Below are 24,022 nucleotides of genomic sequence, written 5' to 3' on the forward strand. Positions count from 1 at the left end.
CAATATTTCCTGTGATTCCAGAATGGTTTGGAAAACAGAATCGTTTATAGAAATTGTTGTCACTGAACTTGTCACTTTTTCTATAGTACTTTCTTCGGCAATAACAATTTTACTGCCCGTATCTCTAAGGATATGTTCTATTCTGTCTGAAGGATAAGAGGGATCCATAGGAACATAGGCTGCTCCGGATTTTAATACTCCTAAAATAGCAATCAGCATATGTTCTGAACGTTCCAAACATAATGGAACCAGATCATCCGGTTGAAGGGCATAAGTTTTTATCAGGTAATTTGCCAAACGGTTGGAGCGCTCATTTAAATCTTTATAGGTGAGCTTAATATCTCCATAAACCAAGGCAACCGCATCCGGCGTCCTTGATGCCTGAGATTCAAATAACTCATGAAGGGGTTTATCAGATTCAACAGATTCTATCCTATCCCAGAAAGTAACTGTATTTTGGTAAGAATCATGGTTTAACAGTTCATAGTTTGTGATCTGTTTTTCTACTTTCCCTTCCAGTAAATCTTCCAGTATTTCAATAAACAGCCCCTTATAAATGTCTACAAATCCTGTAACCAGTCTGACATCAAGTTTTTGATTGGCATAACGGACTTTAAAATTAACCTGTCCATCTCTTACCTCCTGCTCAAATGATAATTTTCCTACTAAATCAACATTCAGGTCACTATTAATAATTACATTGCTGGCTCCTTCATAATGAATAACCACATCCTTAAGACTGGTCTGAACAAATCCAAATTCCAATATATTTGATGTAGGTGCGTGGCTGATCAGCTCTTCAATAGGAAGATACCTGGCCTTACTTTTTTTCAGCAGATGGGTATACTCTAAATTTTGCTCTACAAGATCCCGAAGAGAAGATTCTTTATGAAATCTATACCCCTTCACAATAGTATTGATGTGGGCTCCAAAAATAAAATCCTGCCCCTCGGTAATACCAACAGGATAGTTGATCACCAGGTTATCTATTCCGGAAATTCTATGAAGCAAAACAGCTAACACCAATTGCCCAAATGTATAGGGCGTAAGTTTATATTTTGATGTTAGTTGTCTTACCTTAAGAAATACAGGCTCAGGAAAATTAAACCGGAGTTCACTTACCGGATTGGTAAGAACCGGAACTTTCTGTTCAAGATCTGAACGAACTAATTCTGAGGTCTGTAAAAATTTAAATCCAATATTTTCTACATCTTTCAGACTATTCTCCCAGAAATTAGACATTTCGGCTTTCCCACCTGTCAATATATCATCAAACTGACTTCTCAGTTTTTCATATAATTTTTTCTGCTCTGCAAGGCTAATCGGGTTTACATAGCTAAGATCATTGTAGAAGGTACTGAGTTCTGCATAAATACTGTTAGCACTTAGACCATCAACAAGAATATGAGAAAATATATGAATAATCCTATATCCTCCATTATCAAGTTTAATCGCATAAAATCTTGCCAGCTGGTCTTTCTCAAGATCAAACGGCTGTAGGGCAAGCTTTAGTACCTCTTCAGAGCTGGGCTCTTTGGCAATAAACGTTAATATCTGAGCATCTTCAGAGAGCAGCGGTCTGTGTTTCCAGACTAAGTTTCCCGATTCACCAATAACATTACTGTTGAGCAGTAAATTGTTGTTGACAAACCGGACTAAGCTTGAATTCAGTCTCTGAATATCTATATATCCGGACATTGACTGGTCAAAAATAATGTTGTAGTCACTTCTGGATGGATTCAGGATCCATTCATTGTAAAAGGTAGATTGGTAAGGTGTTAAATTCATGGGGATTATATCCTTTCGGATATGGTGTTAGGTTAGGATTTTTTTTCAGATTTTCTTCAAATATTTCTTGGTTTTCAAAAGTTGTCATTAGGTTTTCATGATGAGAAGTATGTGTTTTTTAATTGTCTTGCTATTTTTGTAATAACAGGGCTACTTTTATTGCTAATAATTCCAATTATAGGGAAGTATTTTAACCACGTTGGGTAGCTGTTAACAAAGTCGACAACTACCCTAGTGATTATTTAAAATTTATTTTTTTACTCTTTAATACAACGAACTGAGATGCCTTGTGCTTTACTTGGGAAAAAAGTAGCACTTGGAGCTCCAAATTGAGAAATCTGTAAAGCTGCGGCAGCTGGGCTGGATATTGATCCGGCTGTACTGCTCCAGTAAAGTCCGGAAGTTCCTGTTGTAACAGTTGAGATATTTCCTAGACCTGCATCTCTGGTTCCTGCTGCAGTAAGACCTAATTTACTTGCTGCTGCCCCATTAATACCATTGGTAATATTAGAAGCGCTTAGATAAGTTTGTATCTGTGCCTGTGTAGGAACTTTAAATCCTATAGGACACGGATTATTTGCAGAAGTGCTGGTTTGCCATAGCGTAGTACTGCCAGTTACTCTCCAGTCGCTTCCTGTAGCAATGAATCTGGTATCTGTAGGGTTATCATTCGCGGTACCGGTAATAATAGGGTTAACTGGTGTTCCTGTATTAGAAGCTGACCATTTAATCAGGTCATGTCCATCCGGTTTTCTTCCCCATTGGAATAGCGAACCATAAGCACGATAATCTGATGCAGAAGTCGGTCTTTTTCCAAGATTGAAGTTCGGATCATTTACATTCGTGTAATCTGCTCCTAAGTTATGATTCAGCCATACGTTACCATCTTCGGCCTGTATCGGAAGATAAAGGAAGTTGTGGCTAAAGTTTTTATCAATATCAGGCTGATTAAACATTCTGTCCGGAATTGCCGCTATTATACGGACATCATATCCTTTCTGAGCCCCGGCATTAGGCATAAGGAATCTTCCCAACAGCACACCAAGGTAATCATTTCCTATTCCTGCATTCACGTCCAGCTTGCGGGCATTTAATGTACCTCCTTCAGCTTTAAGGGTGGCTGTAATTGATTTAGTGGTACTGTTATAAGACTGGGAACTCCAGGAAAGTGTAATATTTCTGGAAATGCCATCTTCGGTAAGATTAGCCGGAACATTTATTGTTTGGCTGTAAGAACCAATGCTTCCACTTCCTGTAGCTGTTGCAGGAATATAGACTGTTAATCCTGAAGTAGGAATCACTCCCTGAAGATCAACCAGTGTTTCATTTACTCCATCCGCAGCAACAGGTCTGGCAGTAGTAGCAGGTCCTGTAGGTGTTGTAAACGGAGAATAATCCTGATCATACACAGAAGCAATAAAGTATCTTCCTTCTAATGTAATATTTGGTGGAATTACCGGAGTTCCGGGATTTACAGGAAGACTAATAGAAGTACATGTACTTCCATTAACAGTAATACTGAATACAGCACTTCCTGAAGTGATAGGAAAGCCGGCAACAGAAAACTGTAAACTTCCGGCCCCGGTAGCAAAAGTACCTGGCGCCAATGTAGCAGTCAATCCATTAGACTGAATAGTCTGTCCCGGATATGCACTTCCATCTCCACCAGTATAAGGAATTGTTAAGGTTCCTGTGTAAGCTTGTCCCTGAGTTGCTGTAGCGGGAGCAAATACCGCAGAAGCACATGTTAAAGCAAAAGAATTGTTCTCTTGCCAGAAACATGACGACCACGCACCTCCCTGGAAAGCTTTTACACACTGTTCTGCTACATCGTATATTAACATGCCGTTAACCGGGTTAGCAATAGCTCCTGTATTGGGAACCCTGTTTAATAATAAGCTTTTGTTTGTGGATCCCAATTCCAGATCAGCACTTAAATGGGGATTTGCAGTATTAATCCCTACCTGTCCGAAGGATAAAGAACTGATACAGAAATAAATCGATAATAATAGTTTTTTCATCTTAAAATATTCGTTTTTAATAAATGAATTTGGGTTATATAAATGTGTTTATTTTTTGAAATTGTGAAAAATCAAGTAATGGTAGGCCCGGGCACCGAGATTCAGAATATTTTTGAGAACTAATGCAAATAATATATAATCTAAATAATTAATTAACAGAAACTTAATATAATAATTAGCCCTTGCCTTTTAGGCACAGCCTTCTTACAACAGTTACTATTTACATCATTATAAAGTAATTATTGAATCTAATATAATTCTCAGGAAATTTCTGCCTGAAACTCATTTTCAAGGAAGGGAAAGAATCGTACTATTCAGGTCAAAAATTGTTGTATGCCAATGAAACCCTAATTGTCAGAATATATGCTTTGGCTGAAATACTGTACTGAATAATATAAGCTTCTTTTACCTGCCGGGAAAATTATCACGGGAATGCTATCACTAATTCATTAATCTCAATATCTCGTCTTTCACAAAAGTTCTCCTCCCTTGTGTATACGTAATGTCTTGTTCGCGATAAAATTGCCAAGCAATAAAATCGTGGGGCAGGTCTACAGAACCTTTTGATAAAGATAGTGGGTCAGAAGCCTGTTTGGCTCTTAGATTTTTGCCTAAACATTTCGACCATTTTCCAGATTGGTATGCTTTTACACATTCCTCTGAAAGATCATAAATCATCATTCCATTGGCAGGATTTGGAATTGCATTTGTGTTTGGGACTCTGTTCAAAATTAAAGCCTTGTTATTTGAACCAAGCTCAAGATCTGTACTAAGATGGGGACTCTCTTTTTTAATACCTACTTGTGCAAATGTAAGTACGTTGAAGCAAATGCTGATTTGCAGCAATAACTTTTTTCTCATTGTGAATTTTTAGTGTTGAAATAATTTTTTTCTCTGCGTAAAGATATATGTTAATTTTGAAATCACAAAGTAAATTTTGCAAAAAAATCTTATTTTATCACCTATAAATGATTTATATGGTGTATTTTTTATGAAAAAAAAATAATAAAATAGGGTGCACAACACTTTTAAAAAGGGTTAATCAGTTTTGAAACAATTCAAAACAAATAGATTTATTTACGACTGTAAATTCCTCAGATGCTATGCAACAATGATATCTTTTATCTATAAAAAATTCTTTCGTGAAGAATTTTTTTCCTTCAATAAGACATTCATTATTTAAAATTTCAAATGAATCAAGAGGAATCATCATCCCACTACCTTCTGCTTTTAAGACCGCTTCTTTTTTTGTCCAATAGGTAAAAAAACTATTTATTTGGTCTTCGGATTGATGAATTTCCTCAAATTCACCTGCCGTCATCTGGAATTGAAAATCCAAATAATTGATGGAATCATCTGAAAACTCAATATCAATTCCAATAGGATAATCAGCTATAGCACAAGCCACAAGATTTTTGGAATGAGATATATTAAAATGAACGGTATGCCCTTTTAGAAAAGGTTTATTGTTGGATAATCTTCCAATTTCTGCGCCTCTGATTCCATAATGAGCATTTAACCCATGTTCTAAAAGAACTCTTCCCAACAGAGAAAGCTGGGCATCCTGCCATCGCCGGTATTTCAGAATATCTTTCTTAAAATCTTCCGGAAAAGCATTCAAATACCTGTCTATCAGAAATTTGTGTCTGTTTTCATCAATAAACGAATATAGAATAATCATCAAAAATAAATTACATTAAAAATAGTCATTTTCTTTTTCAAACCTATTTTAAAGCTTATTATTTATTTTCGATTAGGAAACTGTATCTGCTCATCAATCAATATGGATACAGGGCATCATTAAGTGGCTTTTCAGAAAAAAAGACTGGAATCATAAAGCATTTTGGAAAATGTTTTTTAATTTTAACCTATAATCACTATAAATCATTTAAAAATGAAAGTACAAACATTAGCAGTATTGGCTGGATGTGCATTTTTAGCTGCTTCTTGTGGCACTGTAAAAACGTACGAAGTAAATGCCAAGAGCGGAACACAAACAGGAGGAACGGCAAAGTTTACCCAACAGGGAAGCGATGTAATTATGAAGCTTGATGTCAATCACCTGACCCCTGGAATCCATGCAGTACACATTCATGAAAAAGGAGACTGTTCTGCAGCGGATGGAACATCTACCGGAGGACACTGGAATCCCGGTAAAGATGACCATGGAAAATGGGGTGCTGAACATTTCCATATGGGAGATATAGGCAACCTGATTGCAGACGAGAGTGGAAATGCCACTTTAACCTTTAAGACAGACAAATGGTGTCTTTCCTGTACAGATGAGTCTAAAAATATCATTGGAAAAGGTCTTATCGTACACGCTGCGGCTGATGATTTCCATACTCAGCCTACAGGGAATGCAGGAGGAAGAGTTGGATGTGTAGAAATCAAATAACCCATTTATTTCAATAAAAAACCGCTAATTTTCATTAGCGGTTTTTTTATGATTATGATTTTGTTCCCATATCTGCTACAATATTCATTGCTTCCTGCAGGTAGAGATCTTTTTTCAGATTTTTGATCCACATTTCAGATTTTTTCTTGAATGCTTCATCTTTTTTCTCTCTTTCTACTTCACTTGGATACATGATAAACTGAAGTCCGTTCTCAAATTTAGTCAGCACCTTAAACTTCTCAATCTGAGACTTCCTATGCTTCATCAATTCATTAAATTTATTGATATTCAGCGTGATATTTTCTTCTTTATCCAGTTTTTCTCTCCATTGAGCTGATTCTAATAACAATTGGTAATTGCTGTTTTTAGCCATTCTTTCAGAGCTTGCTTTTTCAAGAGCCTGGATATTGAAATAGTTCAGTTTTTCAAATTTTGTAGGTGGAATTTTATCCCAGGCCAATGCGTAATCATCATATCTCTCTCCTACTTCAGCATAGGTAAAGAAGTCTTTCATTTGAATATCAGAAACAATTCCTTTTCTCTGAGTAGATTCACCGGTAATTTTGTAAAACTTTTGAATCGTCAGTTTTAAAGATCCGAAATCATCCTCAGTATTTAAAAATCTATTCAGGTCAACAAAAGTCTGTACGGTACCTTTTCCAAAAGACTGTGGTGATCCGATGATCATTGCTCTTCCATAATCCTGCATTACTCCTGCTAAAATTTCTGAAGCTGAAGCTGAAAGTTCATTTTGCATAATGACTAAAGGTCCCGTCCATATAGGAGCTTCATATTTGTTCTTTAAGGTCTGGATTTTCCCGTTTCCATCTTTTACCTGAACATAAGGACCAGCATCCATGAAAAGGCCCATAATATCCCCAACTTCCGTTAAAGATCCTCCACCATTATTTCTCAGATCAAGAATAATTCCTTCAATATTCTGAGCTTTAAGTTTTACAATTTCATTTTTAATATCGTCAGAAGCATTTCTTCCTTTTGCATTTTCAAAATCAGCATTAAAGCTTGGAAGGTTAATGAATCCGTATTTCTTTCCGTTAGGTGTATTCACCACAATACTTCTTGCAAAAGTATCTTCAATAGCTACCTCTTCACGAATCATAGTAACGTCCTTTATAGATCCGTCCTTTTTCTGTACCGTTAAGGTTACCGGCGTTCCTTTTTCCCCTCTGATCAGCCTTACCGCTTCATCAGAAAGCATTCCCACAACGTTTACTGCATCATCTTTAGGTTTAGATTTTACTTTTAAAATCTTATCTCCTTCAGAAAGCTGCTTAGATTTCCATGCCGGGGCTCCAATAGTAAGAGCTCCCAGGAAAAGATTTCCTTTTTTCTCCTGAATAATGGCTCCGATACCGATTACTTTTCCGGTAAACTGGCTGTCAAAATCCTCTTTATCTTTTGGTGAATAATAATTCGTGTGTGGATCAAATACTTCCGTATATGCATTCATATACACTGTAAACCAATCCATTTTCTTTCTCTTTTTGAATCTTGTAAAGGTATCTTTCACAAGGTCTTTTACCTCATCTGTAGCCTTCTTAATCTTTTCATCCTGAGTAAGAACCTTAAAATTGATCGTATCCTTAAGTTTGTACTTCTGAACAGAATCTTTTTTCTCTTTCTGAGCTTCCTCTTTACTGTTCATGGATTCAATCTCCTGAAGGATATTATATTTAATGAACTTCTTCCACTCGTTATACTGTTCCTGCTTATTGGCAGGAATTTTTTTAAGCTTGGGTTCAAGAGTAAGCGCTTCATCTTCCTGAAGATTAATCGGTTTACTGAAAATATCCTGGGTAATCTTATCAATGTCATCCACTCTTTGGTAGAGTCTGTCTATCGTAAGTTTATAAAAGCTAAGATCGCCCTGGCTGATATAGTCATCAAGCTTTGTCTCATGCTTGCTGAATTCATCCATGTCAGATTGCAGGAAATATCTTTTTGCAGGGTCTACCAATTCGAAATAATGCTTATAAACGTCCTTAGAATAGGCATCATTAATAGTTTTTGGGCTATAATGAAGATAAGAAAGTGTATTTTTTACGCTCACCATTATTGTTTGCATCTTTTCATCGTCATTCTTTGGCGAGTTGAAACAAAACATTAGACTGGTTAATGGAATTAGGAGTAAAAATTTATTCAGTTTGAAATTTTTCCACATAAACTGTCTTGTATTTATTAATTTTTTTAAAAATAAGTATATCAATTAGTAACATAAAATACCCGTATTGTTACAAACGATCAAATTTAATACCTTATTTACAAATATCGTATAGTTTTAGTGTTTTTTATCAAAAGAGCTATACAAATAATAAATCCGCTTCTCTATATTTCTACGAAAAGAAATTTTTCTTATATGGTAAAAATATCTCAAACTTCCTTTTCTATAAGTGCTTTTAAACATGGTTTTGCCTATTTAATAAAAAAAACAGGTACCACAAAAAGTAATTTTAAGACATAAAGGCACAAATTATGCTGATATTTAATCAGATAACTTTAAAAATGTAACGTTATGAGAAGTATATTATGGTTAGTAGCAGTCATTTGTATCGTTGTTTGGCTTTTAGGAATGTTAGGAGTGGTTCCGGGAATCAGTACCGGATATTTATTTCATGTTCTCTTGGTCATTGCTATTATTGTTATTCTTTACAATATTATATCAGGGAGAAAACCTCTTGATTAAGCCTTACTCAAATTATTAAACTTTAAAAAGATGTAAATTTCGGTGAGATTGTATGGATATTATTTTCAAAGATAAAATCTGTTACAGTTTCACTGAAAGGCATCCCTTCGTACTGACCCTTTTCTGATATTTCCTGTCAGAAAACACCCCATTTTATGACTATTTTTAATTTTTTCTTAAAAATATGATGTATTTATAATTCGGCAGATATTTTATAACAGGTTATTTTTAACTACATTTGATGTGTTGAAATTTCTTTTTGTCCTGATTAAATAATTGGACAAACTGCACTTCATATTATTAAAAAATTAAAATATTTTATGGAAAGACCACTTATTCTGGTTACTAATGATGATGGAATTACAGCTCCTGGTATCAGAAATCTTGTAAATTTTATGAATGAAATCGGAGAAGTTGTTGTTGTAGCCCCTAATTCTCCCCAAAGTGGAAAAGGCCACGCTATTACCATTAATTCTACCCTAAGCTACGAAGAAGTTACCCTTGAAGGCCCACAGAAAGATTTTTCCTGTAGTGGAACTCCTGTAGACTGTGTAAAAATGGCTCTTGACAAAATTTTGATAAGAAGGCCGGACATTGTTGTTTCAGGAATTAATCACGGGGCTAATTCTTCTATTAATGTGATCTATTCGGGGACGATGTCTGCTGCTGTGGAAGCCGGAGTGGAGGGAATCCCTGCAATTGGATTTTCATTACTGGATTTCAGCTGGGAGGCAGATTTTACCCAGGCTAAAGAATTTATTCAGAATATAGTCAGAAGGACTCTTGAAAAGCCTATGCCTAAAGGAATTGTACTGAATGTCAATATTCCCAAACTGCCGGCGGAAGAAATAAAAGGCATAAAAGTCTGCAAACAGGCTCATGCGAAATGGGAAGAAAGCTTTGATGAAAGAGTAAATCCACACGGAAAAAAATATTACTGGCTTACAGGATATTTCAATAATATGGATGAATCTGAAGATGCCGATGAGACAGCTTTGGCCAACGGATATATTTCTATCGTACCGGTGAAATTTGACATGACAGCTTATGAGTATATGAATACACTCGGAGAGATAATGACTTTTGACCCTATTCCGGAAGTTAAATAACAGTTTCTATTACGAACAGTTTTAAAAACATATAAAGAGACGTAAAATGATTTTACGTCTCTTATTTTTTTCCGATTCAGTTAAAACAATACTTTATCCTCTTTTCTCAGTTCTTCCAGATAATTTTTCTTATCATCTCGGTAGAAAAGATTCATTGTTTCAAATGGGATCAATTTCAGATCCTTATTGACAATATGTACACAGGATTTTTTTACCGCACGGACGTCGAAATCATGGGCATCCATAAAATTCATAATGATAATTCTGAACAGGTTATCATAATCAAAATTGGGAGCACATACTTCCGGAAGGCAGCAGAGTAGCTGGTTCACTTTAGGCTTTACTTTATCTACCGAAATTCCCGTACTGAATATATCCAGCAGCTGCATCTGAAGTCCTTCATCCTGTTCGTAAACAATGGTGTTTTTAGATTCATTATTCAGAAGATCAGCAGGATTGATATATCGGGTTAAAGGGATTGTCTCTCCTTCTAATTTTAAAATATATCCCATGGCCAGAGCATCCGGATTACAGGGAACAGGGATGATATCATCAGAATTTAATAGCGGGAACTGATTGAGAATTTCCTGTCTTACCTCTGTTAAGGTAATTTTCTCATGGGAAGAATCTTCCCTGTTTCTTCCTGCAATCTCTACAGGCTGGAAAGTAATTCCCCGTACACATTTCTGTTTCAGAGCAAACTCAATGATCTTACCGATCTCATCTATATTTTTATCTTTTTGAAGTACAATAACCAGTGTGGTGGAAAGGTTAAGTGCATTGAGTTTCTCCAGGGCTTTCATTCTTACCGCCGTAAGGTCTTTTCCCCTGAAGTCCTCTAACACTTCAGGCTTAAATGAATCAAACTGAAGATATACCTCAAATTCCGGTGCATAGGTTGCCAGTTTTTCGGCAAACCCCGGATCATTGGCTATTCTTATCCCATTGGTATTTAACATTAAATGTTTTATGGGTTTCGATTTGGCAATATCCATGATTTTAAAAAACTCAGGATGTATGGTGGGTTCTCCTCCACTAATCTGAACAACATCCGGTTCGCCTTCATTTTTAACGATAATATCAAACATCGCTTCTATTTCCTCCAGACTTCTGTGGCTTCCATAGTGAGGAGAAGACATGGCATAACATGTAGGACAGGTTAAATTACACCGGTCCGTAACTTCTACTATAGAAAGACAGCTATGCTGCTCGTGATCTACACAAAGTCCGCAGTCATAAGGACATCCGTACTCCACATCTGTTCCGAAATGATGGGGCATTTCCGAAGCTTTGTTATAGTTTCTTATGTTTTTATAATACTGCACATCCGAGGCTATTTTTGTCTTAAAGAAGCCATGGTCAGGACATCTTTTCGTCATAAAAACAGTTTCATCCTCAATAATAATCTTAGCTCCTACTCTTTTAAGACATTCGGGGCAAAGGCTTATCGTATAATCGTAATACGTATAGTTTCTTACTGGCATATTTTAATGTTAAAGTCCTCCGCAGATATATCCGCTAATCAAACCGCAGATTAAAATACAGATTACCATAGTTTGTATAAATTGTTTTTTACTGAATTTCCGGTCTCCTTTCCATTCATAGATTACTTTCGTGATCAAAGTGACCACCAGAGAAATAAACAAAGCACCCAAAATAATCATTCCAATGATCATGATGACGACACCGGCCATATTGCCCACTTCTAAAATTGTTAAAGATTTCATCGTGAATATTTTTAATATAAGGACTTGGTATTTTTGATAATATAAATGTAATAAATAATTACACATACACACACAATTTGTATTGTTCCCAAATTTCCGGCAATTTCTACTCTGGGCTTAATAAAATCCAGCAGCAATCTGAAAGTAAAATAACTCAGCATAAAAACCTGAAAAACAAATCCTGAAGGGTATTTCTTCAAGCGTTGAATATAGTGTAAAGCTATCCATAAAATAAATAGAAATGCAATCTCATAAAGCGCTACAGGATGCCTTAGATATTGGTCTCCCAAATGCATTCCAAAGATTGAATCGGTAGGAATTCCATAGGTTTCTTCATGAATTCCCGTAAGGAAGCAACCGATTCTTCCGATCATTATGGCAAGCATTAAAGGAAAAACAATTAAGTCTCCGGTGCTTTCTTTATGTTTTACTATTTTTTTTGCCAGCTCCACCCCTATTAACCCAAAAGCAAGGCCACCCACAATCGTATTGTTGGACCAAAATCTTTTAAAGCTGAAATTTTCGAATAATGTATAAGGATTTTCGAGGTTTCCTATCAGCTTGGAACCTATTAAAGCTCCTGCTGTTGCCCCTATTAATACAGCAGCGGAAATATTGAAACCAAGCTTTTCTTTAGACTTTCTTTTAAGGTAAAAATAATACCGCATACCCAAAAACATCCCGGCGGTCTCAAAAAGAGGATGTGCAAGGATTGTTGTACCGAAAATATGAAAAGTTACAGGAAAATCCATTGCTTCAAAAATAATCTATTTGAGATTATTTACTACCTTTATTCTGACAAATAATTATAAAATGCGTATAGAATATGAAATAAAACTGGGGTTCAAGGATGTAATGTTCCGTCCCAAACGTTCTACCTTAAAGTCCCGGTCAGAAGTTAATCTGGAAAGAGAATTTATTTTCCGGCATTCTCAGAAAAAATGGAATGGAGTTCCCGTTATCGCAGCTAATATGGATACGGTTGGTACTTTTGAAATGGCTGTGGAACTGGCAAAAGAAAAAATAATTACAGCCATTCATAAACACTATACCACTGAAGAATGGAGTGAGTTTCTTGAAAGCCAGCCTGAAAGTATTTATCAGTATATCGCATTAAGTACCGGTACGGGAAAAGCAGATGAAGAAAAAATCAGACAGATTCTTGAAAAGCATCCAAAAATTGAGTTTCTATGCATTGATGTAGCTAATGGTTATTCGGAGCATTTCGTTGGATTTGTGAAGAAAGCAAGAGCCAATTTTCCGAACAAAATTATTATAGCGGGAAATGTGGTCACCGGAGAGATGGTGGAAGAGCTTCTTTTGGTAGGGGCAGATATCATTAAAGTAGGAATAGGCCCCGGTTCAGTTTGTACAACAAGAGTAAAAACAGGGGTAGGATATCCTCAGCTTTCAGCTATCATTGAGTGCGCAGATGCGGCTCACGGTCTGGGAGGACACATTATAGCAGACGGAGGCTGTAAGGTTCCCGGCGATGTGGCTAAAGCCTTTGGTGGCGGAGCAGATTTTGTGATGCTTGGAGGTATGTTTGCCGGACATGATGAAAGCGGTGGCGAAATGGTAGAGGAAAATGGTAAGAAATTCCGTTTGTTTTATGGTATGAGTTCAAAAACAGCTATGGATAAACATTCTGGAGGGGTTGCAGAGTATCGTGCTTCTGAAGGAAAAACGGTGAAAGTAGCCTATAAAGGTCCTGTATCAGAAACCGTAAAAGATATTTTAGGAGGGGTAAGATCTACCTGTACTTATGTGGGGGCTTCCAAACTTAAGCAGCTTTCCAAAAGAACTACTTTTATCAGAGTTCAGGAGCAGGAAAACCAGGTTTTTAAAGACTAATCCTTATCATTTTTAGAGACTGCCGGATGAGCAGCAATAAGAATAAAAAAAGGCTGTACATCATGTGCAGCCTTTTTACTATTTTTAAGTTAACATACCCCCGTCAACGTTTAGCGTCTGTCCGGATATATAAGAAGCCATGTCACTTCCTAAAAATACACAGGCATTAGCAACATCTGCAGGCTGTCCTCCTCTTTTCATTGGAATACCTTCTCTCCATTCCTGGACTATTTTCTCGTCTAAAACAGCCGTCATTTCCGTTTCAATGAATCCCGGAGCAATAGCATTACATCTGATATTTCTGGATCCCAGTTCCAGGGCAACAGATTTTGTGAATCCGATTACACCCGCTTTAGAAGCGGCATAGTTTGCCTGTCCTGCATGTCCTTTTATTCCGACTACGGAAGTCATATTGATAATAGATCCTGATCTTGCCTTCATCATCGGCTTAATCACTGCTTTTGTAAGGTTAAAAACTGAATCTAAATTTACTCTCAACACCTGATCCCAATCTTCTTTAGACATTCTCAACAGCAGGTTATCTTTTGTAATCCCGGCATTGTTTATCAAAATATCAATTTGCCCAAACTCCTTCATTACATCATCTACCAATTGCTGGGCAGCGTCATAATCCGATGCATCAGACTGATATCCTTTAATTTGGGTTACAGAACTTAAAGATGCTTCTAATTCTTTAGCTTTGTCTACAGAGCCGGCGTAAGTAAATGCTACTTTTGCACCATGCTGTGCAAATACTTCAGCAATCCCTTTCCCGATTCCTCTTGTAGCTCCGGTAATTAGTGCTACTTTTCCTTCTAATAGTTTCATATTTATTGACAATTATTTTCTTTATAACTCATTCAGCTTATGAATGCTGACTCATTTTCAATCTATAATTCTTTTCCAGAATTAAACGGTTTGCAAAGATATTATAAATTGTCATGCAACGCATTCAAATCATTAAATTACTGACTTTTTTTATCAGTTTTCAGTTTATTAAAGTTGGGTAGCCGCATTTTTGAACCTTGTAAAATAGATAAAGTCAGATTTTTTGTTTCGATCTAACCTCAATACTTCTTTTTCCCAAAAATAAGTATCATAAATAATTTCCCGGAGAGGTTCATTTTGAAAATTCAGAACACCGTATCTGCCGTCTTTCTTCACAACAATTTCATTTTCATAGTTTTCAAATACTACAATATCTTCATATATAAAAGGAACAATTTCTTTGCCTGCTTCATCTAAAATACCAAACAGATTATCTTTATTCTTGCATACAAGCGGTTTTGAATATTGATTAAGCAGATTAAAATAATCTGTAGCCAAGCCTTTGATCATGGTAATATCCTTTAATTCTGTCATCGATTGGTTGCCCAATGAAAACCTGTAATACTTATCCTGCTTTCTGATCATTAAGCTATTAGGATAAAAACCAAGGATCTGATCACCATCATGTAGCATATTCTTAAGGTCCTTATCCAGCAGTTTTTCTTCATTTCCTTTTTTAAGATAAATAAAATCATTTCCAGAGATGACAAAACTTTTGATAAAGTCATATTCCTGAGGAATAATCACATTTCCTTCTACATCAACAATTCCTGATTTCTTTGATTGATCATTATACACACTGAAAAGACGATCAAATAAAGGAGCCAGATCCCTGAAACTGCTGGGATAAAGTTTCTGGTCCTTCTTATAAAAAATAGTTGCTTTATTGCTCTTTCTAAGATAGATATATTCTTTCTTTCCAAAATATTCAGGGGTAATATCAGAGTAAATCTCTTCAGCAATGGTATCTTCATCGAGATCGATTAAACCATATTTTCCTGTACTTTTATTCTTTGTAATAAGATAGGGATACGCGTTGATATCTGTTATATTCTTTGAAAACCGATGGAGCGTATTTCCATCTAATCCAATAATTTCACTTTGCCCCTCTTCGTTCACAATCAAAGCTTTATCCTCTTCAAAGTGGTAATCTTCTCTGAATTCTCTTTCAGTGACCTGCCTGCCATTAAAATCATAAAGCAGCCATTTCTTATTCTGTAAAACAAAAAACCTGTTCCTGGCTGCAAATCTTATTTTATCAGAATAAGGAATAATCTGTTTCCCATTATAATCATAAACAGCTTCCTTATCCTTTCTGGAAGAAATAATCCGTTCTCTGCTGAACCACGGCGTATTAAATTCCTGTTCATCCAAAGAAATCAGCTCATTCCCTTTTTCATCAATAATTCCTGATGTAGCTTTACTTCCTTCTTCAGACCGCAGAACGAATCTGTTTTTGAAAATATGATAAATACTGCCTCTGTAAGGAGATTCAAATGTAATTGTTCCCAACGAGTCTACAATTCCCTGTTTCCTGGTAGCAGCATCATATACCGTTCCGTATCCTTCCGAATAGGAGCTAACCTCTTTTCCAATCTTTTTTGATAAAAGAACTTTAGTGTACTGATGAGACTGTGCTGCACAAATAGTGGAGCACAATACGAAAACTAATTTTTTCAATTAAATAGAATTATTGACGATAAGAACGATCTCCCCTTTTAAAGTTTTACTCTTGGAAAATTCAATTAATTCATTGATAGTCCCCCGTTTAGTTTCTTCAAATTTTTTAGAGATTTCACGGCTTAAGCTTGCTTTGGTTTCTTCTCCAAAGAATTCTTTGATCTGTTCTAATGTAGTATTGATCTTGTGAGGACTCTCATACAGAACAATCGTTTTCTTTTCTTCAGCAAGCTGCTTCAGCTTTGTTTGTCTCCCTTTTTTCTGGGGCAGGAACCCTGCAAAGAGAAATTCATTATTGGGAAGTCCTGAAACCACCAAAGCAGGAATCAGAGCCGTAGCTCCCGGCAGACAGATCATTTCTATGCCATTATCTGCTCCGGCTTTTGCCAGTAAATAGCCGGGATCTGAAATTCCCGGAGTTCCTGCATCTGTAATAATGGCGATATTCTGACCGCTTTTAAGATCGGCAATCACTTTTTCAGTTGCCTGATGTTCATTATGCAAATGATAAGATTTCAAAGGTTTTGAGATCTCAAAATGTTTTAAAAGTATACCGGAAGTCCTAGTATCTTCACATAAAATATAATCAACTTCTTTCAAAACATTCACTGCCCTGAAAGTCATGTCTTCCAAATTTCCTACAGGAGTAGGAACAAAATATAAGATTCCGCTCAAAATTATAAGAATTTATTTTCCACCAATATCCAAAGTCTCTGAGCATATTCATCCACTTTACTCCATTTTCTGGCATAATAAAGATCACTCAGATATTCCTTTGCTTCTTCAATGCTTCTAAACTGGTTGAGCTGGGCTACCGTTTCATTAAGGTCTGTCTGACTTCCATCAAACAGCATCTTTGAAAAAGCAATTCTGTCATTCAAATCCAGCTTGAATTCCGGTTTTTGTTTGTCAGCTTCCATAAAATTGGTAGGAATATTGGATTTCAAAATGCTTCCTGTTTCCTCCTTCACTACCGGAGCCTGGTCTTCTTTAGGTATTTCTCTTTCTAACGGGTCATCGTCAAAAAGAGACTGAACGGCTTTTAGTCCTTTGATATTGGCTAATTTTATTTTTTTCTCCTGATGATAAGCATCTAAATTTTCAAAACTTTCATCAGAAGGATGTTTTTCTGTTTCCTCAGGGATAGGCTTGTCTATTTCAACAATTTTTCTTCTGTCATATACTTCTGCAAGTATTTGCTCCTCCTTTTCTTCTTCAGGATGTTCGTTTTTTATCTCACTTATGATATTCTCTACATTGGAAGTTTCTGTAGCCATTTCTCCCTGTTCTATTGAAGTCTTTGAGGAAATAAACTCTTCTTCAGTTTCTTCAATCAACATTTCGTCTTCCAGGGTTTCGGTATCAAAAATACTTGGGATCCTTTCTGCAGTCCCTTTTGACTCCTCCAGAAATACTTCATCCTTTATCTCGTCTTTCTGTTGAGCATCCTCCTCTTCAGAACGTTCTATTTCATTCAGCTCATTAGTAAACCGTACTTCTTCTTCCGTAATGTTTTCATTAAAGATGCTATCATCAATATCCTCATCATAGTCCGGAATAGCATCAGCAAGTACTTTTTCTTCATCTATAAAACTTAAAACTGCCGCTTCACTTCCTGAGATCTCATTATCGTCAATTTCATTCAATTGATTGTTAAAAACAGCTTCCTCTTCTGTTACTCCATTCTTTGGGATCTCCTGCTGATCTCCATTTTTGTATTCATAGCTTTCATCCACAAAGCTGATGATATTTTCATGGAATTCATTTTCCATGATTTCATTCAGCTGGTTATTGAATACTGCTTCTTCATCAATTCCAACGGCAAAGTTATCATTTTCATTTTCATCAATCTCATTCAGTTCATTATTAAAAATAGCTTCTTCTTCCGTTACCTCATTTCCGGAATCATGAGATTCCATATCTCCGGATGCAAAGGAATGATGCTTATTTTCAAAATGGTAAACAGGATCTTCAGCAATGAAATATTCTATATTTTTTTCCATTAATTTCAAAAAAGAAATCCTGTTAGCAAGCTCATCTACAAGATCTTGCTTGGAAAGTAATTCGTCTACGTTATTTATTTTGTCCAGATTATCAATGATATTCTTGGATTCAAAAAAAATTTTTTCCTTTAAATCTTGGATATTCTGCATAATAAGATTCTTATTAAAATTGCTTACTTTTGATGTTAAAAATATACGGCTAATTTAACAAATGTTTTTAGAAAATACAATTAATCATTCCAAACAAAGCGGTTGGATGGAAGTTATCTGTGGCTCTATGTTTTCCGGTAAAACTGAGGAATTAATCCGAAGATTGCGGAGAGCAGAAATGGCGGGACAGAATGTAGAAATTTTTAAACCGAAACTGGATATCCGGTATTCTGAAGATGATGTAGTATCTCATAATCAGAATAAAATACGAAGTACAGCAGTAGAAAATCCTAATGAAATTCTTTTGTTGGCTTCCAACTGTGATGTGGTAGGAATAGATGAAGCTCAGTTTTTTGATGAAAGCATTGTAGAGATTGCCAATCAGCTTGCCAATAGTGGTGTAAGAGTAGTTATTGCAGGGCTGGATATGGACTTCCTGGGGCGCCCCTTCGGTCCTATGCCCAATTTGATGGCTACTGCCGAGTATGTAACAAAAGTGCATGCTATTTGTAAGAGAACAGGTAATCTTGCCAATTATTCCATGAGGATTTCTCAGGGCAATAACCTGGTGGAATTGGGTGAAACAGAAAGTTATGAAGCAGTAAGCCGCCGTGTTTTTATGGATGAAGTTCTTGCAAAGAAAAATAATATAAAAAACTAACAGGCAAATTCTAAAATAAACAGATTTGCCTTTACATAAATAAGCAGAAAGGGTACCAATGAACTATACAGTACAACAAATTGCAAAAATCACCAATGCACAGGTTATTGGAGACGGAGATGTAATGATCAAAAATATAGCTTTTGACAGCAGAATTATATATTCTACAAAGAATACTGCTTTTATTGCTATAAATACCCATAAAAACTCTGGTGAAAAATTTATTGAATCTGCTATAGACAGAGGTATCCATGTAATTATTTCTGAACATCCATATCCGCAGTTTGAAAATATAACCTGGATTATTGTTGAGAATTCTGTGGATTTTCTTCAAAAACTGGCAAAGTATCATTTCGAACATTCCCATTTACAATCCATCGGAATTACAGGAAGTAATGGGAAAACTATTTTAAAAGAATGGTTGTATCAATGTCTGTGGAATGAATTTCCAACAGTAAAAAGCCCTAAAAGTTTTAATTCCCAAATTGGCCTTCCTCTTTCCCTCCTTCAAATCAATGCTTCCCATAAGCTTGGGATTTTTGAAGTGGGAATTTCCCAACCGGACGAAATGGAAAATTTAGAAAATATTTTTCATCCTCAAATCGGATTGTTAACCCATATAGGAACTGCTCATGCTGCCAACTTTTCTTCGGAAGAAGAACTTATTGATGAAAAGCTCAAACTTTTTAAAGATTCTGAGGTGATCATTTATAATGGTGACCATTCTTTGGTAAGTAAAAAAATAAAAGAGCTGTACCCAGATAAAAAATTAATCTCTTACGGGTTTAAAAAAGAAAATCAGGTCTTCATTAAAAACAATATTTCGAAGGGTGAAAACATCATTGTTGAATATTTTGGTGAAGAAATCAGTTTTCCGGCCCATCAAAGAGATGAAGCCACGTTAACCAACGCTCTGGCGCTTATCACAGTCCTAAAGGAGCTGAACATCGGAAATCAAAAGATCGTTGAAAAAATCAACACTTTAAAGGCCGTTGAAATGAGGCTTGAAGCTATTGAAGGAATTAAGGGCAATATCGTAATCAACGACTCTTTCAATCTGGATCTGGACTCACTGAAGACTGCCCTACAGTTTTTAAAAGAATACAATAAGCCTGAAAAATCTTTGGTATTAACGGATATTGTAGGGGTGAATACGAATTCACAGGAGCTGTATGAAGAAGTTTCAGAACTGGTTAATGAGCAGCATTTCGATTCTGTATTCTTAATCGGCGATGAAATATCAAAATTTAGTGAATTATTTAAATCTAAAGTATATACTTTTATAGACACAAAAGAACTTATTGAAAGTAAACGACTTACAGATTTAGAAAATCAAATCATTCTTTTAAAAGGAGCCAGAAAATTTGAAATTGAAAGGCTTAAAGATATCCTTGAACTGAGAAAGCATGATACCGTTTTGGAGATCAACCTGAACGCAATTCTTCATAATATCAATTATCATAAATCTCTGCTGAAGCCGGGAACGAAAATGATGGCCATGGTGAAAGCCAATGCTTATGGTCTGGGAAGCTATGAAATTTCAGAATTTCTACAGCACCATCATATTGATTATCTGGGGGTAGCTTTCGCCGATGAAGGTGCAGAACTCCGTAAAAAAGGAATTACCACCCCAATCGTGGTGATGAATCCTGAACAGCACAGTTATCAGACTATTATAGATTATAATCTGGAACCTGAAATTTACAGTTTCAGGGTGTTGGACCTTTTCTATGAAGCAGTTCAGAAGTCCGGGTATGATCAGAAATATCCTATTCATATCAAATTAGAAACAGGAATGCACCGTCTTGGATTTAAAGATTTTGAATTAGATCAGTTAAGTGAAACCTTACAACATAAAAATCTTAAGGTTCAAAGTATGTTCAGCCATTTATCTTCCTCTGATGTACCGGAAGAAAAAGAATTTACCATGAGCCAATTAGAGATTTTTGAAAAAAACTCAAACTATTTAACAGAAAAGCTTGGCTATACTCCTATCCGCCATATTTTAAATTCTTCCGGAATTACAAACTATACCCACTATCAGTATGATATGGTAAGAATTGGAATTGGAATGCTGGGAGAATCACCATACAGTGAAATACAAAAACAATTACAGTCTGTAGTAAGTTTTAAAACAGTGATTTCACAGATATCATTGGTTGAAAACGGTGAATCTGTGGGCTACAGCAGAAAATATAAAACAGATCATCAGACAAATATCGCTACTATTCCGGTAGGATACGCTGACGGTATTCCCAGATTAATAGGAAATCAAATCGGAAAATTGGGAGTTCATAAAACTCTTGCTCCTATTGTAGGAAATATATGCATGGATATGATGATGCTCAATGTAGATAATATCCCTAATGTAAAAGAAGGAGATACAGTAACCATTTTCAACGCTCACCCCAGTTTAAAAGAATTCGCAGCTTACTGCAAAACTATTACCTATGAAGTATTAACCTCCATTTCCCCTCGGGTGAAACGGATTTATATTAAAGATTAACTATGAGAAAACTCCTGATCATTCTCTTCGTATTCCAATTACTTTTAATCCAGTCACAAGTAAAAAAGGATTTGGTAATTCCCAAAAACCCAAGAATAGGACTATCGCTGGCCGGTGGTGGTGCCAAAGGTTTTTCACATGTCGGAGTACTTAAAGTTTTAGATTCACTGGGAGTCAAAGTAGATTATATTGGCGGAACGAGTATGGGAGCCATTGTAGGTGGTCTTTATGCTGCCGGATATTCCGGAAAAGAAATAGAAAAAATTGTTATGGATACGGATTTCTATTCTCTGATTATGGATCCCAAATCCCGGCAGGAGTCTACATTTTTCAATAAATCTGTGGATAAATATCTTCTATCTATTCCGTTAAAAAATGGAAAAATAACACTTCCATCTTCTATAAGTACAGGACAAAGGAATGTCTATCTTCTTAAAGAGCTTTTCAAAAATGTTTCCAACATTGATGATTTTTCTAAACTTCCTATTCCCTTTTTTTGTGTGGCCACCAATCTGGAAAGTGGAAATATGCAGATCTTTGAAAAAGGAGACCTCGTACAGTCAATCATGGCAAGTTCAGCATTTCCTTCTTTAATGGATCCTGTGAAAATAGGTGACAGTATTTATATTGATGGAGCCATGACCGTAAATTACCCCTCAAAACCTTTAAAGGACAAAGGGATTGACATCGTCATTGGAGTGGACCTGAACCAGGACCTTTCAAAAAGAGAAGATTTAAACAATATTATTTCAATCCTGAACCAGGTGATCGACTTTGGAATAAAAAGAGATACCAGAAAACAATATAAATATACTGATATTAACATCAAGCCCAATCTAAAGGGAATGACAGCCACCAGCTATGATGAGAAAAAAAAGATTCTTGATAGCGGCTATGTAGAAGGAATGAAATATGTCAATACCCTGGATCAATTACCCAAACGGTCCTTTGACCGCCTCAGGCAGCGTGTAAATCCAATATATTCCAACGTCTACAAAATAGACAGTCTTGCGATAGAAGGAGGCAAAATATATGGTAAAAACTATGTTTTGGGGAAATTGGGACTACGTCTTCCCTCTTTACAAACGTATGGAAATATTAACAAGATGATTGATAAGCTTGTTGCCACCAATAACTACAGATTCATCAACTATGATATTATTCAGCAGAATGACACGAATTATCTGAAGTTATACGTTACCGAAGATGATGCACGGCATTTTGTAAAATTCGGACTTCATTATGATGAAATTTTCAAAACAGGACTCCTATTAAATTATTCCGCAAAAAGACTTTTATTTAAAAATTCAAACCTTTCAGTAGATGTTGTTGTCGGGGATAAGCTCAGATACTACCTTAATTATTTTATTGATAACGGATATATTCCCGGATTTGGTATTTATTCTTCGGGAATGAGCTTTGATCTTAAGAATATGGATAATAACATCGTGGATAAATGGGAATGGATCAGAAACGAAGCCTACATTCAATCGATATGGAAGGATAAATTTGCAATTGGAGGTGGTATAAGCCATGATTACTTCAAGGCTGAACTTAATGGTGAAAACAGGCGTTACAGCCGTTTTTTGAACCCCTATGCTTTTTTGAAGACCGATACCCAGGATGACAAAGAATTCCCTACAAAAGGGGTCTATTTCGCTGCAGAAGGAAAGGTGGTAGATCTGTTAAAATCTGAAGTTGAGAAGAGAATTATCCAGATAAAAGCAGATCTAAGAATTAATATTCCGTTGGGTAAACAATTTACCTATCGTCTTAATCTGTTTGGTGGACTTACCATTGGTGAAAATCTTCCTCAGTATTATCAGTACAGACTTGGTGGGGTTTTTGAACAGAATATTATCAACTTTAAAAGTTTTGGAGGTTTTTATTTTGCACAGCTTCATAGCAATAATGTGATATTAGCCTCAAATGATATCCAGTTTAAATTCAACAAAAGTTATTTTGTTAGTGGAAATTTCAGTTTTGCCAATCTTTCTAATGATCTTAAATTCGAAGATGCAGTTAAAGTAAATTTTAGCTCACTGGGAATAACAGCAGGATATAAATCTCCATTTGGACAAATTAAAGTAAACTTTAGCCACTCACTTAAAAATAATCAAAAAGGCATATTCAGTGTTATCTTAGGACACTGGTTTTAAAACAATGATACAATTCTTTTACGAAAACTTACCGGAAAGCGTAAGTACAGATTACAAACAATGGCTGGAAGATATTATTCTTTCAGAAGGAAAAAAACAGGGAGAAATCAATTACATTTTTTGTGATGATGAATATCTTCTCAAGATCAATCAGGACTATTTGCAACATGATTATTATACAGATATCATCACTTTTGATTATGTAAAAGGGAAAACAATAAGCGGAGAGATTTTTGTATCTTTGCAGCGCATTTCCGAAAACTCCACTACCCTATCCCGAGATTATGAAGAAGAAGTAAGAAGGGTTCTGGCCCATGGTATTCTTCATCTTTCAGGGTATAAAGATAAGACTGAGGAAGAGGAAAAAGAGATGCGGAGAATGGAAGATCTTTACTTATCCAGATATAAGGATTTAAATTAAAGAATTACTTAAA

General features: G+C 35.8%; 20 protein-coding genes. 8 read left to right on the forward strand and 12 right to left on the reverse strand.

Annotated features, from left to right (window positions below; translation table 11 throughout):
* From MP477_RS05190 to MP477_RS05205, 4 genes are all read right to left on the reverse strand, one after another.
* Positions 1–1,788, reverse strand: a 1,788-nt coding sequence (locus tag MP477_RS05190) for an AMP-binding protein (RefSeq protein ID WP_257189452.1), incomplete at its 3' end; no start/stop codon positions are given.
* A gap of 257 nt (positions 1,789–2,045) precedes the next feature.
* Entirely contained in the window at positions 2,046–3,809 is a 1,764-nt protein-coding gene (locus MP477_RS05195; RefSeq protein WP_257189454.1) for a fibrobacter succinogenes major paralogous domain-containing protein, read from the reverse strand.
* Between the two features lie 441 nt (positions 3,810–4,250).
* Positions 4,251–4,670, reverse strand: coding sequence for a hypothetical protein (locus MP477_RS05200; RefSeq protein WP_257189455.1), 420 nt, complete (start codon positions 4,668–4,670; stop codon positions 4,251–4,253).
* A 181-nt stretch (positions 4,671–4,851) separates the two neighbouring features.
* Entirely contained in the window at positions 4,852–5,490 is a 639-nt protein-coding gene (locus MP477_RS05205) for a 4'-phosphopantetheinyl transferase superfamily protein (RefSeq protein ID WP_257189456.1), read from the reverse strand.
* A 213-nt stretch (positions 5,491–5,703) separates the two neighbouring features.
* On the opposite strand from MP477_RS05205, the gene MP477_RS05210 reads away from it, so the two are divergent.
* Positions 5,704–6,207, forward strand: a complete 504-nt coding sequence (locus MP477_RS05210; protein WP_230033179.1) for a superoxide dismutase family protein — start codon at positions 5,704–5,706, stop codon at positions 6,205–6,207.
* Between the two features lie 52 nt (positions 6,208–6,259).
* Here MP477_RS05210 and MP477_RS05215 read toward each other — a convergent pair whose 3' ends face one another.
* The gene (locus MP477_RS05215) at positions 6,260–8,389 is read right to left on the reverse strand and encodes a carboxy terminal-processing peptidase (protein WP_257189457.1); all 2,130 of its coding nucleotides are present in this window, start codon (positions 8,387–8,389) and stop codon (positions 6,260–6,262) included.
* Positions 8,390–8,740: 351 nt separating this feature from the next.
* Between MP477_RS05215 and MP477_RS05220 the strand changes: the two genes are divergently transcribed.
* A complete protein-coding gene (locus tag MP477_RS05220; RefSeq protein ID WP_230033175.1) occupies positions 8,741–8,911 on the forward strand; it encodes a lmo0937 family membrane protein in 171 nt (56 codons plus the stop codon).
* Positions 8,912–9,231: 320 nt separating this feature from the next.
* Positions 9,232–10,020, forward strand: a complete 789-nt coding sequence (surE, locus tag MP477_RS05225) for a 5'/3'-nucleotidase SurE (RefSeq protein ID WP_257189458.1) — start codon at positions 9,232–9,234, stop codon at positions 10,018–10,020.
* An 80-nt stretch (positions 10,021–10,100) separates the two neighbouring features.
* Here the strand turns inward: surE and MP477_RS05230 are convergent, their stop codons facing one another.
* The 3 genes from MP477_RS05230 to MP477_RS05240 are packed head-to-tail and all read right to left on the reverse strand — an operon-like array spanning position 10,101 to position 12,499.
* Positions 10,101–11,504: a radical SAM protein gene (locus MP477_RS05230; protein WP_230033172.1), complete on the reverse strand. Its 1,404-nt coding sequence runs from the start codon at positions 11,502–11,504 to the stop codon at positions 10,101–10,103.
* Positions 11,505–11,513: 9 nt separating this feature from the next.
* Positions 11,514–11,747 carry a hypothetical protein gene (locus tag MP477_RS05235; protein WP_230033162.1) on the reverse strand — a complete coding sequence of 78 codons (234 nt, stop codon included), beginning with the start codon at positions 11,745–11,747 and terminating at the stop codon, positions 11,514–11,516.
* Positions 11,748–11,758: 11 nt separating this feature from the next.
* Complete coding sequence (locus tag MP477_RS05240; protein ID WP_257189459.1) at positions 11,759–12,499, reverse strand: prolipoprotein diacylglyceryl transferase; 741 nt, start codon at positions 12,497–12,499, stop codon at positions 11,759–11,761.
* Between the two features lie 61 nt (positions 12,500–12,560).
* Here MP477_RS05240 and MP477_RS05245 point away from each other — a divergent pair, with 61 nt between their 5' ends.
* Complete coding sequence (locus tag MP477_RS05245; RefSeq protein WP_257189461.1) at positions 12,561–13,601, forward strand: GMP reductase; 1,041 nt, start codon at positions 12,561–12,563, stop codon at positions 13,599–13,601.
* An 84-nt stretch (positions 13,602–13,685) separates the two neighbouring features.
* Here MP477_RS05245 and fabG read toward each other — a convergent pair whose 3' ends face one another.
* From fabG to MP477_RS05265, 4 genes are all read right to left on the reverse strand, one after another.
* On the reverse strand, positions 13,686–14,429 hold the full coding sequence (gene fabG / locus MP477_RS05250) for a 3-oxoacyl-[acyl-carrier-protein] reductase (protein ID WP_257189462.1): 744 nt from the start codon (positions 14,427–14,429) through the stop codon (positions 13,686–13,688).
* 168 nt (positions 14,430–14,597) lie between these two features.
* Positions 14,598–16,109, reverse strand: coding sequence for a WG repeat-containing protein (locus MP477_RS05255; RefSeq protein WP_257189463.1), 1,512 nt, complete (start codon positions 16,107–16,109; stop codon positions 14,598–14,600).
* Positions 16,110–16,784, reverse strand: a complete 675-nt coding sequence (gene rsmI / locus MP477_RS05260) for a 16S rRNA (cytidine(1402)-2'-O)-methyltransferase (protein WP_230033152.1) — start codon at positions 16,782–16,784, stop codon at positions 16,110–16,112.
* A gap of 2 nt (positions 16,785–16,786) precedes the next feature.
* Positions 16,787–18,262, reverse strand: coding sequence for a hypothetical protein (locus MP477_RS05265; protein ID WP_257189464.1), 1,476 nt, complete (start codon positions 18,260–18,262; stop codon positions 16,787–16,789).
* Between the two features lie 61 nt (positions 18,263–18,323).
* Between MP477_RS05265 and MP477_RS05270 the strand changes: the two genes are divergently transcribed.
* Genes MP477_RS05270 through ybeY form a run of 4 tightly spaced genes read left to right on the forward strand, consistent with a single transcriptional unit; the run spans position 18,324 to position 24,009 of the window.
* Positions 18,324–18,923, forward strand: a complete 600-nt coding sequence (locus tag MP477_RS05270; RefSeq protein ID WP_230033148.1) for a thymidine kinase — start codon at positions 18,324–18,326, stop codon at positions 18,921–18,923.
* Between the two features lie 58 nt (positions 18,924–18,981).
* The gene (locus MP477_RS05275; protein ID WP_257189465.1) at positions 18,982–21,429 is read left to right on the forward strand and encodes a bifunctional UDP-N-acetylmuramoyl-tripeptide:D-alanyl-D-alanine ligase/alanine racemase; all 2,448 of its coding nucleotides are present in this window, start codon (positions 18,982–18,984) and stop codon (positions 21,427–21,429) included.
* A 2-nt stretch (positions 21,430–21,431) separates the two neighbouring features.
* Positions 21,432–23,588, forward strand: a complete 2,157-nt coding sequence (locus MP477_RS05280) for a patatin-like phospholipase family protein (protein WP_257189466.1) — start codon at positions 21,432–21,434, stop codon at positions 23,586–23,588.
* Between the two features lie 4 nt (positions 23,589–23,592).
* Positions 23,593–24,009, forward strand: a complete 417-nt coding sequence (gene ybeY, locus MP477_RS05285; protein ID WP_257189467.1) for an rRNA maturation RNase YbeY — start codon at positions 23,593–23,595, stop codon at positions 24,007–24,009.
* The last annotated feature ends 13 nt before the right edge of the window (positions 24,010–24,022 follow it).

This window comes from Chryseobacterium sp. WG23 (assembly GCF_024586575.1).
Lineage (GTDB): Bacteria > Bacteroidota > Bacteroidia > Flavobacteriales > Weeksellaceae > Chryseobacterium.